This window comes from Bradyrhizobium sp. IC3123, assembly GCF_020193625.1.
GTDB classification, from domain to species: Bacteria; Pseudomonadota; Alphaproteobacteria; order Rhizobiales; family Xanthobacteraceae; genus Bradyrhizobium; species Bradyrhizobium yuanmingense.
Genome location: NZ_JADYVF010000003.1, coordinates 846,492 through 858,787, shown reverse-complemented (window position 1 = coordinate 858,787; position 12,296 = coordinate 846,492). Strand labels below are relative to the sequence as shown.

11 protein-coding genes are annotated in these 12,296 nt (G+C 64.1%); 6 read left to right on the top strand and 5 right to left on the bottom strand.

Going from position 1 to position 12,296, the window contains the following annotated elements:
• Positions 1–54 precede the first annotated feature (54 nt).
• Positions 55–1,032, bottom strand: a complete 978-nt coding sequence (locus I6F20_RS14095; protein WP_225126619.1) for a GlxA family transcriptional regulator — start codon at positions 1,030–1,032, stop codon at positions 55–57.
• 107 nt (positions 1,033–1,139) lie between these two features.
• Between I6F20_RS14095 and I6F20_RS14090 the strand changes: the two genes are divergently transcribed.
• The 3 genes from I6F20_RS14090 to I6F20_RS14080 all read left to right on the top strand — a co-directional run bounded on the left by I6F20_RS14090 (position 1,140) and on the right by I6F20_RS14080 (position 5,316).
• On the top strand, positions 1,140–1,844 hold the full coding sequence (locus I6F20_RS14090) for a DJ-1/PfpI family protein (RefSeq protein ID WP_225111534.1): 705 nt from the start codon (positions 1,140–1,142) through the stop codon (positions 1,842–1,844).
• 54 nt (positions 1,845–1,898) lie between these two features.
• On the top strand, positions 1,899–3,125 hold the full coding sequence (locus I6F20_RS14085) for an ABC transporter substrate-binding protein (protein ID WP_225111535.1): 1,227 nt from the start codon (positions 1,899–1,901) through the stop codon (positions 3,123–3,125).
• Between the two features lie 577 nt (positions 3,126–3,702).
• Positions 3,703–5,316 carry an acyl-CoA synthetase gene (locus I6F20_RS14080; RefSeq protein ID WP_225126618.1) on the top strand — a complete coding sequence of 538 codons (1,614 nt, stop codon included), beginning with the start codon at positions 3,703–3,705 and terminating at the stop codon, positions 5,314–5,316.
• Positions 5,317–5,351: 35 nt separating this feature from the next.
• Here I6F20_RS14080 and I6F20_RS14075 read toward each other — a convergent pair whose 3' ends face one another.
• On the bottom strand, positions 5,352–6,302 hold the full coding sequence (locus tag I6F20_RS14075) for an AraC family transcriptional regulator (RefSeq protein ID WP_225126616.1): 951 nt from the start codon (positions 6,300–6,302) through the stop codon (positions 5,352–5,354).
• Between the two features lie 203 nt (positions 6,303–6,505).
• Positions 6,506–7,705 (bottom strand): MFS transporter, encoded by a 1,200-nt coding sequence (locus I6F20_RS14070; RefSeq protein WP_157283133.1) that lies wholly within the window; start codon positions 7,703–7,705, stop codon positions 6,506–6,508.
• Positions 7,706–7,884: 179 nt separating this feature from the next.
• Between I6F20_RS14070 and I6F20_RS14065 the strand changes: the two genes are divergently transcribed.
• The 3 genes from I6F20_RS14065 (at position 7,885) to I6F20_RS14055 (ending at position 10,825) form a co-directional block, all read left to right on the top strand.
• Entirely contained in the window at positions 7,885–8,688 is an 804-nt protein-coding gene (locus I6F20_RS14065) for an MBL fold metallo-hydrolase (protein WP_225126614.1), read from the top strand.
• A 160-nt stretch (positions 8,689–8,848) separates the two neighbouring features.
• Positions 8,849–9,862, top strand: coding sequence for an alpha/beta fold hydrolase (locus I6F20_RS14060; RefSeq protein WP_225126613.1), 1,014 nt, complete (start codon positions 8,849–8,851; stop codon positions 9,860–9,862).
• A 15-nt stretch (positions 9,863–9,877) separates the two neighbouring features.
• The gene (locus tag I6F20_RS14055) at positions 9,878–10,825 is read left to right on the top strand and encodes a fatty acid desaturase (protein ID WP_225126611.1); all 948 of its coding nucleotides are present in this window, start codon (positions 9,878–9,880) and stop codon (positions 10,823–10,825) included.
• 56 nt (positions 10,826–10,881) lie between these two features.
• Here the strand turns inward: I6F20_RS14055 and I6F20_RS14050 are convergent, their stop codons facing one another.
• The gene (locus tag I6F20_RS14050) at positions 10,882–11,130 is read right to left on the bottom strand and encodes a hypothetical protein (protein ID WP_028138614.1); all 249 of its coding nucleotides are present in this window, start codon (positions 11,128–11,130) and stop codon (positions 10,882–10,884) included.
• A gap of 137 nt (positions 11,131–11,267) precedes the next feature.
• Positions 11,268–12,248: a helix-turn-helix transcriptional regulator gene (locus tag I6F20_RS14045; RefSeq protein ID WP_225126609.1), complete on the bottom strand. Its 981-nt coding sequence runs from the start codon at positions 12,246–12,248 to the stop codon at positions 11,268–11,270.
• Positions 12,249–12,296 lie beyond the last annotated feature (48 nt).

The following is a 12,296-nucleotide window of genomic DNA, read 5'->3' as shown; positions in this document are numbered from 1 at the left end:
TTGGGTGCCCATGGCGTCAAAAGGTCGAGCCACCCCGCCCGTCGCTTGTTGTCTCTACCCTTGATGGAATCGAACCCGGTAGTCATGCGGCAGCACGTTCAGGCGGCGGCGGAACGCGCGGCGTAGATGCTCCTCGCTCTGAAAGCCTGCGCGCGCGGCGATTTCCTTGATAGGGGAGGCGGACTCTTCCAGCGCGCGCCGGGCAGCCTCGACGCGAAGCTCTTCGACCGCCTTGGCGGGCGTGCGGCCGGTCTTCTGGCGAAACACGCGCGCGAAGGTGCGCGGGCTCATGCCCGCTCGTTCGGCGAGACTTTCGACACGCAAATCGCGGCCGAGATTTTCTTGCATCCAGCTCGAAATTTTTTCGAGAGCCCGATCTTCCGAGGCCTGCATTGACAGCGGCACGCTGAATTGCGCCTGCCCGCCGGGCCGCTTGAGGAAAACGACGAGGCGCCGCGCGATGCGCATGGCCTCGCGATGGCCGAGATCATCTTCCAGCAGCGTGAGCGCCAGATCGATGCCGGCCGTCACGCCTGCCGATGTCCAGATGCCGCCGTCATGCACGAAGACCGGGTCGACCTGAACCGAAACGTCGGGATGTTTTGCGCGCAGCAGGTCACAGGAACCCCAATGGGTGACCGCGCGCCGCCCGCGCAGCAGCCCGGCTGCGGCGAGGATGAATGTGCCCGTGCAGACCGAGCAGACGCGCCTTGCCTTCGGCGCTGCCAGGCGAAACCAATCGACCAGCGCGGCTTCTGCAGCGGCGCGATGGACGCCGGGACCGCCACCCACCATGAGGGTGTCGATGTTCTTGTGGTCGCAGTCAGCGAGGGCGGTCGTCATCACCTCCAGACCGGACGAGGTTTTGACCGACCCGCCTTTCAACGAGCAGATCTGCCAGACATAGGGCGCGCGCCCCGCTTTCGACGTTTCGCAGGCCAGTTCGAAGGCCTGTAGCGGTCCGGCAAAGTCGAGCAGCAGACAGTCGTCGAAAAGGACGAAGACCACGCGGCGGGGGGCGGAACGGGCCATTGGCAGCGCCTTGAGCAGGGAAGGCTTGGCAGGAATTGCGTGTGTTATGACATTTCGGCAAAGGCCCTCCGCTGTCAACATGAGTTATCCAACGTTAGGAGGGCTCCATGTCCGGCAAGCGGATCGAAATCGGAATTCTGTACTATCCTGGGATGACGCAACTGGACGTCACCGGACCATTCGAAGTTTTTGCCCGTCTGCCGAACGTCCGCATGCACCTGCTGTGGAAGCGCATCGAGCCCGTCGTCAGCGACGTCGGTCTGCCGCTGCTGCCAACCACGACCTTTGCCGACTGCCCGGATCTGGACGTGTTCTGCATCGGCGGCGGTCCGGGACAAGTCGCCACCATGGACGATGACGAGGTGATTGCCTTCGTTCGCGACAAGGGTGGATCGGCGCGCTACATCACCTCAGTTTGCGCCGGCTGTCTGATCCTCGGCGCCGCGGGCCTCATCGATGGATACAGGTCAGCCTGCCATTGGCTGATGAGCGACCAGCTTGCTGCGTTTGGCGCCATCGCCGTCGACGAACGCGTCGTGGTCGACCGCAACCGCATTTCCGGCGGTGGGGTCACCGCCGGTATCGATTTCGGTTTTCAGGTTGCCGCCGAACTCTGCGGCGAAGACGTTGCAAAAAACCTCCAGCTGATGCTGGAATATCAGCCGCAGCCGCCGTTCGACATCACCGTGCAGAATGCGCCGCGTGAGCTGATTTCCCGCATGCGCCGCGAGGCCGAACCTTGGCTGCAAAAGCGCGCAGCCGCGGTGCAGAAGGCGGTTTCTAAACTCAAGGCGAGAGCAACGGCGGCTTAAGCTGTTCGAGACAGGGAGGAAAGGCACAAGCGCCCTTATTGGAAAGGTGTTCGCATGAACTGGCACGGCCGCATCGCTACGCTTCTCGTCGTTGGGACTTTCATCGCATCTTTTCTGCCCACCCACGCCGCCGAACTCTCCGGTCGCGTGGTCCGGATCGGCATTATCAATGACCAGACCGGGCCATTGTCCGACCTGTCGGGATCGGGCTCCGTGGCGGCAGCCAGGATGGCGGCGGAAGACTTTCAGAAACTGGTGCCGTCGATCAATGTCGAGATTTTGGCCGCCGATCACCAGAACAAGCCCGATATCGGCGTCGGCATTGTCCGGAAATGGTTCGACGTCGACGGCGTCGACATGGTCGCCGACGTCTCCAATTCGGCCGTGGGGCTGGCGATCCAGTCGCTGGCGCGTGACAAGAACAAGATTGCGGTCTACTCGGCGGTGGCGACCACCGAACTGACGGGCAAACAATGTTCGCGAAACGGCCTGGCGTGGCTGCACGATTCCTACAATCTGGTGTCGGGACCGATCCGCACCCTGGTCAGCCAGGGCTACGACACCTGGTTCTTCATCGCGGCCGATTACGCGTTCGGCAAGAACATGGTGTCGGAATCGCAGCGCGTGCTGGCGGCGGCGGGCGGCAAGTCGCTCGGCGCGGTGTATCACCCTATTGGCAACGCGGACTACAGCTCTTTCATCCTGCAGGCGAAGGCGTCCGGCGCCAAGGCGATCGCCTTCGCCAATGCCGGCGACCAGCTCGTCAACCTGATGAAGCAATGGAACGAGTTCGGCATGAACACGGGAAGCCAGAAGCCGGTGGCCGAACTGATGTTCGACACTGATGTTCATGCGATGGGCCCGAAAACCGCCAAGGGCCTGACCACGCTGACGGCATGGTACTGGGCGTTGGATGACGAGAGCAGGGCGTTCGGCCAGCGCTTCTTCAAGCTTCGCAGCGCCATGCCCACGGCACCGCAAGCCGCGGTCTATTCCGGCGTCAGCCACTATCTGAAAGCAGTCGCTGCCGCAGGCACGGATGCGACGGATCCAGTGCTGGAGAAGATGCGCTCGACGCCCGTCGACGATTTCTACGCACGCGGCGCGAGGTTGCGCGACGACGGCAAGCTCGTGCACGACTTCTATCTTGTGCAGGTGAAGGATCCGTCCGAGGTCAAGGCACCCTGGGAGTACTATAACGTGCTCGAGAAAATCCCAAGCGGCGAAGTCTACGCTTCGCTGGCTGACAGCGAATGCCCGCTGGTCAAGCGGGGCAATTGAGGTTGGAGTGCCAAACCCGCGATCTGATGGATAATCGTGATCGCGGGCTTGGTCGGCGCGCATTACGGTGACGGTGCTGGACCGCGCCACGGTGACAGTGCTGGACCGCGCCAACTCCGACTGTGCATCGGCCAACGTTGGAGAAAACAAAAAGGCCTGACGAGCCTCAACCGCGCAACTCGCTCGCCGAAAGGCGCCGCCACATCCCGGCCCGCCCGACCTCCTGCGATGATGCCACTATGCTCCTGTTTTGCCCGACGAAGCAAATCGCGAGAGACCCCATTCGGAATGGGCGGCAACGATCGCGGCCAATTCGCCTCGGCTCGCTTGGGCGAGCCGGACAGGCGAGTCACCACGATTCCTCGGCCTCTTGGCTCCTGAAAGCCTGCCGACCCGCACCCAATCCGGCTCCACACCTAACCCATTGATCTTGCAGCCCCCGTCTACTGTGCATGGGGTTGTTTTCGCGAGTTTTGATCTGCCCCGTGCAATTTGACGTCGCTGACAGCGCCGACTACGTTCCGCGAAACACGAAAGCTCGCGAGCGTTGAGCCGAGCGAAATTCCACGGGGAAGAAATGACCGGCGACACCGCAGCCACCATCTCGAAAGCGCGCGAGCATTCCATCGGCGATCTCCTGCGCCGCTCCGCAGGCCGTGAGCCGAGCAAGCTCGCCGTGAGCTGCGGCGATGTCAGCTGGAGCTTTGCCGAGATGGATGCGATCTGCAACCGGCTCGGCCGCGGCCTGCTTGGGCTCGGCGTCGAGAAGGGCGATCGCCTCGCCGTGCTCTCGCGCAACTCGCACGTCTTCGCGGCGTTGCGCTTCGCGGCCGCACGGATCGGCGCGGTGCTGGTGCCGATCAACTTCATGCTCAATCCGGACGAGATCAACTTCATCCTGAAGAGCTCCGGCGCAAAGCTGCTCGCGACCGGTCCCGATTTCGTCGGGCCGGCACGCGCGGCGAGCGCGAAGGATTGCGCGGTCGAGAAGATGATCTGGCTGCCGGGCGAGGATCCGGCCGCGGCGCCTGCCGACCTCACCACCATCGATGATCTATTGCATCCCGACGGGTCGTTCCTGGACGCCTCGGTCGATAGCCGCGATCTCGCGCAGATCGTCTACACCTCGGGCACGGAATCGCTGCCCAAGGGCGCGATGCTGACCCATGAAGCCGTGATGTGGCAGTATGTCAGCTGCATCATCGATGGCGGCATGAGCGTGGACGACAAGTTCCTGCACGCTCTGCCGCTCTATCATTGTGCGCAGCTGGATGTGTTCCTGGGTCCGCAGGTCTATCTCGGCGCCTCCGGCGTGATCACGGGCAAGCCGACCGCCGACAACATCCTGGCGCTGATCCAGGCGCACAGGATCACCTCATTCTTCGCGCCGCCGACGATCTGGATCGCGATGCTGCGCTCGCCGAACTTCGACAGGACTGATCTGTCGACGTTGCAGAAGGGGTATTACGGCGCCTCGATCATGCCGGTGGAGGTGCTGCTCGAATTGCAGCGCCGGCTGCCGGCCGTAAAGTTCTGGAATTTCTACGGCCAGACCGAGATCGCGCCGCTCGCGACCGTGCTGCGGCCGGAGGATCAGCTCCGCAAGGCCGGCTCCGCCGGCAAGCCCGTGCTCAACGTCGAGACGCGCGTCGTCAACACGGCGATGGAGGACGTCAAGGTCGGCGAAGTCGGCGAGATCGTGCATCGCTCGCCGCATCTGCTCTCCGGCTATTACAACGATCCGGTCAAGACCGCAGCGGCATTCACCGGCGGCTGGTTTCATTCCGGCGATCTCGCCACGGTCGACGAGGAAGGCCACATCACCGTGGTCGACCGCGTCAAGGACATGATCAAGACCGGCGGCGAGAACGTCGCGAGCCGCGAGGTCGAGGAGATGGTCTATCGCATCCCGGAGGTCTCCGAAGTCGCGGTCGTCGGCCTGCCCGATCCGCGCTGGATCGAGGCGGTGACCGCCATCGTCGTGGTCAAGACCGGGGCAAAGCTCGACGAAGAAACCGTCATCAGACATTGCGCCGGCCATATGGCCCACTTCAAGGTGCCCAAGCGCGTGATCTTCGTGGACGCCCTGCCGAAGAATCCGAGCGGCAAGCTGCTCAAGCGCGAGCTGCGCCAGCACTTCGTCGGCGGCGAGACGCTCGACAAGGCGGTGCAGAAGAGCTTTGGGACGTAGCAGGCGCCGTTCCGGCGCCGTCGCGGCGAACTCGCCTATTCGGCCTCGCCAGCCAGCTTCCTGACGTCGTCGGGCGTCGCTCCGAAACGGCGGCGAAACGCGCGATGGAAGTAAGAGACGTCGTGAAATCCGGCGAGGTGCGCGATCTCGATGATCTTGCGGCTGCGCATCGCAGGATTTCGCAGCAGTCGTTCGGCGCGCAGTAATCGTTGCTCCAGCACGAAGCCGCTATAGGTGATGCCGGCCTTCTCGAACAGTAACTGGATCGTGCGCGCGCTGATGCGGTGCGTGGCTGCAAGGTCGGACAGCGACAATGCGGTGCTGTCCAGCTGCGCCAGGATGTCGGACTTGAGCGCTTCGAAGCGCGCCGCCGCAAGGCCGCGCAATTGAGCCTCTTCGGCGGCATCGCCGCGTGCGCCGAGCATCAGGACGGCGAGGTCGAACAGGTGCTGCGAGACCGCATCGAGCTCCGCCGGCGCGAGCTTGTCCGCGTGCGCATGCGCGAGATCGTAATATCGCAGGAACATCGATGTGATCGGGTTGGCGCCAGAGATCGACCCCGCGATCAGGTCCTCGGCATTCGGGCAGGCGCGCAGCAGGGCCTTTCGCGGCAGCAGCGCGGTCTGGAAATTACCATACGCCAGTTGCGTGATTTGGGCCCCCTTGATCGAGGGATCGCCGATCGTGATGTCGCCGGCGGCGACCTCCAGTGGCCGTTTCCCCATGGCCCCACGCAATGCCGAATTGGGCGACGTCGTGATCACCAACTCGTCGTTCGTTCCCAATGACACGAAGGACATCGGCGTGCCGAACGAGGCCGAGAGCCTGAGGCGGGGAAGAATGGCAGGCGCAATGGTTCGGTGAACGCGCCCTTCACCAACCGGCACGAAATCGACGTTCGCTACCTGACGGCAAAACTGCTCGCGCCATTGTTCATAGGCCGCACCGTTCGGGTCGCCATCGAATGAGAGCTGCGGCTGGGTCATCGATCGCCGGAACGCCTATTGCCGATTCATTGCGGTCCGCACTTTCGTCGGCGCGCCGGGGATGCGGCAACTGGAAAAGCGCCAGATTGCGCAAAAAACCATTCGCGCCTACGCGCTGAGCCAGCGACCAGGTGCCGCAGCCTGCTTATTGGGCAGATCGAAGGCGGGCACGTTGCGCCGCGACCGCCATACGGCGCTGTCGCTCAATACTTCTTCACCGCCGCACTGAAGGCCAGCCACAGCGCGATCGACGCCAGGCCAAAGCCGCCGAGCAGCAGGAAGGTCGGCCCATAGCCGATCCATTGCGCGATCCAGCCGCCGAGAGCGGGACTGAGGCTCGCGCCGATACCCTGCACGGTGATCACGGCGCCCTGGCCGAGATTGATGCGGCCGGTGCCGTTGAGCGAGCGCGCGACCATGCCGGGGACGGCGACCGTTTGCAGTCCGGTGCCGATGCCGTCGAGCACCTGCATCGGCACGACGCCCCACCATCCCGTGACGAAGAAGGCGAGCACGCCGCGGACCGGCAAGAACATGAAAGACACCAGGATCACCGGCCAGTAATTGCGCTTGCTCGCGGCCTTCATCGCGATCAGCGACGTGACGATCATCACGCCCTGTGCGATCACCACGGTGGTTGCGACGAAGCTCGGGCCGTTGGCCTGTCCCTCGGCGACCGCGGCAAGTCCGTACAGCGGCACGATCGCGGCATTGCCGAGGTGGAACAGCGCGAGGGCGAGAGCCAGCACGAGCAGCGCCTTGTGCTTCAGCAGCATCGTCATCGCATCCGGCGGCGCCTTGGAATCGTCCTCCTTGCTGCCGCGCGCGGCGCGATCGTCGATCGCCTTGGCTGGAATCATCAGCACGCAAGCGATGGCGATGGCGCCGAACAGGGCCGCCAGCGCGAACACGGCAAAATAGCCATACTTGTAGCCGAGATAGCCTGAGAGCGCGGCTCCGACCATGTTGCCGGCGTGGTTGTACGCCTGGTTGCGGCCGTTGAGCGCATTGAAGCCCTTCTGCTTGGCGATGCCGAGCGTGATGCCCGTGACGGCCGGCACGATTGCGGCGCTCGCCAGCGATTGCGCGACTTGCGAGAACGTCACCGCCCAGAAGTTTTGCGAGATCAGGATGATTGCAGACGCCGAGACGACGCAGATGCCGGGAATGATCACCCACAGCCGCTTGTTGCGGCTGGAATCGATGAAGCCGCCGATCGGAGTCGTGACCAGCATGCCCGCGACGTTGCCGATCGTCATTGCCGTGCCGATCAGGCCGGTCGCCCAGCCGCGTTCCTGAAGGAAGACCCCGACGAACGGCCCGATGCCCGACTGCATGTCGGCCATGAAGAAATTGAGCGCGAACAGGGGCCAGATGCGAGACGTTGAAGGGCGAGATGTCATCGAGACGCTGAACTTGATGCTGCCGATCGAATCGGATCTCGCATGATGCGGACTCGGCGGGCGGGTGCCCGGGCGGACCAGAACTTAACCTGCTCTCATGGCGTTGGTTCCGGTTGCTCTTGCGATCCGGCGAGTGCGACGTCATGTCTTGCAAGACTGGATCATGATGGATCAGCGCGATGCCCCTCTGGACCTGCGCAACCTGCGGCGCTCAATTCCCGGATAGCGGAAAACCCCCTGCGGCCTGTCCGATCTGCGAGGACGAGCGCCAGTTCGTCGGCTGGGACGGTCAAGCTTTCCTCACGCGCGAGGAGCTCGCGCGCAAGCACCGACTGGTGGGGCGCGACGATCTCGGCCTGACCGGGATCGGCATGGAGCCGAGCTTTGCCATCGGGCAGCGAGCGCTGCTGGTGCCCGACGGCGGCGGCTGCGTAATGTGGGACTGCATTCCACTCGCGAGCGACGAGGCCATCCATCACATCACAGCACTCGGCGGTCTCAAGGCCATCGCGATCTCGCATCCGCATTACTATGGCGCGGTCGCCGACTGGAGCGACAGGTTCGGTGGCGTGCCGGTCTATCTGCACGCCGACGATCGCGCCTTTGTCACGCGGCCTCATCCGGCGATCGTGCACTGGACCGGCGAAAGCCATCGCCTCTCCGGCGACGTGCTGCTGCTTCGCACCGGAGGCCACTTCTCCGGCGCCACCGTGCTGCATTATGCGCGTGGTGCGGACGGCAAGGGTGCACTGCTCACGGGGGATATCGCGCAGGTGACGATGGACCGGCGCTTCGTCAGCTTCATGTATTCCTATCCGAACTACATGCCGCTCAACGCCGCCGCGGTGCGGCGGATTGCGTCAGCCGTCGAGCCGTTCGCCTTCGACCGGATCTATGGCGCCTGGTGGGGCCGCAACATCGCCAGCGGTGCCAAGGCGGCGTTTGCTGCGTCGGTCGCGCGCTATCTCGCGGCCATCGCCTGAGCCGGGTTGCGGATCGGATTTATCTTGCCGGCCTCTAATTAGTGTACTATAAGTACATTATAAGATCGGGCGCAAACGGCGCATCTGGCGGGAGCCGGCATGATCGATGCATCGAAGAAGCCGTGAGGTCTAGCGGCCTCCGTGAGCGGGAGCTGAGTGCATGACGGCGCAGCGCGGCTACGACATCTTCGAGGCTGGCGACGTCACGCTCCAATCCGGGTCCGTGTTTCCCGCGCTGAAGCTCGCCTACAAGACCTACGGCACGCTGAGCCCGGCCAAAGACAACGTCATTCTCTATCCGACCTCGTTCAGCGCCCAGCACACCGACATTGAATGGCTGATCGGGCCCGACGGCGTGCTCGATCCCACGCACTACTTCATCATCATCCCGAACCTGTTCGGCAACGGCCTGTCGTCGTCGCCCTCGAACACGCCCGCGCCTTTCCCGGAAGTGAGCTATCACGATGCCGTCGCGGTCCAGCACCGGCTGCTCACCGAGCGCTTTGGCATCTCGAAGCTTGCGCTGGTCTATGGCTGGTCGATGGGCGGCATGCAGGCCTATCACTGGTCGGCGCTGCATCCGGACATGGTCGAGCGCGCCGCGGTCGTCTGCGGCAGCGCCCGCTGCGCACCCTACTACGTCTTCCTTGAAAGCGTGAAGGCCGCGCTCACGGCCGATCCCGCCTTCCGCGATGGTCGTTTCCTCGAAAAACCCGTCGCCGGCTACCGCGCCATGGGACGCGTCTATGCCGGCTGGGCGATGTCGCACGGCTTCTACCGCGACGAGCTCTGGCGCGAGGCCGGCTTCACTTCACTCGAGGATTATCTCGTCCGCGCCTGGGATGCGACCTTCGCGCGGCGCGATGCCAACGATCTTCTGGCGCAGATCGGCATCTGGCAGCGTGGCGACATCAGTCGGTGTGGGGCATTCGCCGGCGATCTCGATCGCGCGCTGGCGGCGATCAAGGCCCACATGCTGCTGATGCCGGGCGCGACTGACCGTTATTTCGACGTGCACGACAACGAGGACGAGCTCGGCAAGCTCGTCAACGCGAGATCGGCGGTGCTGCATCCGATCCCGTCGCTGCATGGCCATCGCTCCGGCAATCCCATCAACAATCCCCGCGACCAGGCCTTCATCAAGGTCGAGATCGCCGAGCTTCTCCGCAAGTAGGGCACGCAACCGACCATGAGCGACGCAACCATTCCGGACGCCGGCCATCGCCTGAAGCCCCTGACGCCCACCACGCTGCGCGAATTGTCGGTTCGCTCCAACATCAGAGGTGCGGTGCAGAGCCTCGGCCATTACAGCGTGATTGTGCTGGTGGGCGGGCTGATCTGGAAGGTTTCGTCGAGCTGGGGCGCGCTCTGGGCGCTGCCGCTGATGGTGGTGCAGGGCTATGTCGTTGCCTTCCTGTTCATGGCGGTGCACGAGACCGCGCACAAGACGGCATTCAGGAGCCGGGGCCTCAATCTCGGCGTCGGCTATCTCTCGGCGTTCATCATCGGGCTGCCTTACGAATATTACTGTCTGTTTCACTGGGACCATCATCGCTTCACGCAGGACCCGGAAAGGGATCCCGAGCTGATCGTTGGCGTGAAGCCGACGTCCGACACCCAGCTTGCGCTCGCCTATAGCGGCCTGCTCCAGGTCGCCGGCCGTCTGCGGCTGATGCTCGGCCACGCGATCACCGGCAAGGTCGTCGTGCCATGGATTCCCGAGAGCAAGCGCAGCACCATCGTTGCCGAGGCGCGCGCCTATGTCGCGCTCTACGCCCTGCTGCTCGCGCTGTCGCTGTGGTTCTCTTCAGCGCTGCTGCTCTGGGTCTGGATCGTGCCGCTCGTGATCGGGCAGTTCTTCCTGCGGCCCTATCTCTACGCCGAGCATACCGGTTGCGACCGCACCCGCAGCGCCTTTCAGAACACCCGCACGACTTACACCGGTGCTATCGTCAAATGGTTCGCGTGGAACATGCCGTATCATGTCGAGCACCACGCTTATCCCTCGATCCCCTTTCACGCCCTGCCGAAGCTGAACGCGATCGTCGACGGCGAGATCGTCCATCGCGGCCGCGGCTACATCAGAACGACGCGCGAGACCTGGGCCTGGTTTCGCCGGCAGCGGCAGGCCGGCTAGCTCAACGCAAAACTCCGGCCGCGATGCGACCGGAGCTTTGTCGTGATATCGAGATATCAGTAGATCCCGTAGGCGCAGACGTTCACGACGCGCACGCGCAGGCCGTGACGGGTCCGGACCAGGCGCTCCTGATAGCAATTGCTGACGCCGGTGTTGAGGTAGATACCGCCAAAGCCCCAGCCGGGACCCCAGTGGTGATGACCATGATGGTGATGGAAGCCGCCGGCCGAGGCCGCGGTGGGGGCGAGAGCGGCAACGCCGAGCGAGCCGGCGGCGATCAGACCAAGTGCAAGCTTACGAAACATCTTCATTCTCCATTCGGCGCTAGGGCCATTGTTGCGTCCCTGCATTTCCGTCGAGACGAGACGCGATCGCGTTCATGGCAAGCGGGAAGAATCGTGTTTCAGGAATGTTTCGTCGGCTGCGGCAGAATGCGCCGCGATCAGGCTTTCTGCGCCGCGCGATAGCGCACGGCCATTGCCTGCGTCAGCTCGGCCATCTTGTCGCGGAGATCGGCCGGTTCAAGGACTTCGGCTTCCGGGCCGAGCCGCAGCAGTTCGGCCGCGGCATGCCACGATGTCTTTCCGACCGGCACGCGCGCAATGCGCCAGCCGTCTGCATCGGTTGTCTCCTCGAGCTGTGTGCGTGCCTTGACATAGGGCTGGCTGAGCGCGTCGAGCAGCTTCACGCCGAACGGCGACAGCCGGACGATCGCAACATTGGGGTGCATCTCGCCTTCGAGCCGCAGCGTCGCGGCCCGCCAATGGGCGGCGAGGTCGAAGCCGGCGGGACGATCGAAGTGGTCGCCGAGGGCTGTGCAGTCGAGCACGCGTGCGACGCGATAGATACGCACGCTGCCATCGACTTGTCCTGCGAGATACCAGCTGCCGCCCTTCAGCACGAGGCCGAGCGGCGCGACGCGGCGCTGCTTCTCGGCGCGCCAGCTCCGGTACCGGATCCTGATCAGCGTCCCGCGCAGCACGGCGCCGGCGATGGTGCGCAGGTGCTTCGGGTCTTCCGCTTCGCCGAACCAGCCGGGCGCGTCCAGGTGGAAACGCTCCTGCATCCGCCCGGCATCCTCACGCAAATTCGGGGGCAGTGCCGCCATCAGCTTGTTTTGGGCGGCGATCATCGCAGCATCGAGCCCGAGTGCGGCGGCCGGGCCTGGCAATCCCGCCAGGAACAACGCGCCCGCCTCGCTCTGCGACAGTCCGTTCAGCCGCACGCGATAGCCGTCGAGCAGGCGATAGCCGCCGTCTGCGCCGCGGTCTGCATAAACGGGAACGCCGGACGCCGCGAGCGCGTCGATGTCCCGATAGATCGTGCGCACCGACACTTCGCAGGCCTCCGCGAGCTCGGGCGCGGTGACCTGTCCCCTGGCCTGGAGGGTGGTGAGGATCGACAGCATCCGACTCGCGCGCATGATCCCTTAGACCATACCTGACACAAGATGTCAGGTATGGTCCGCTAC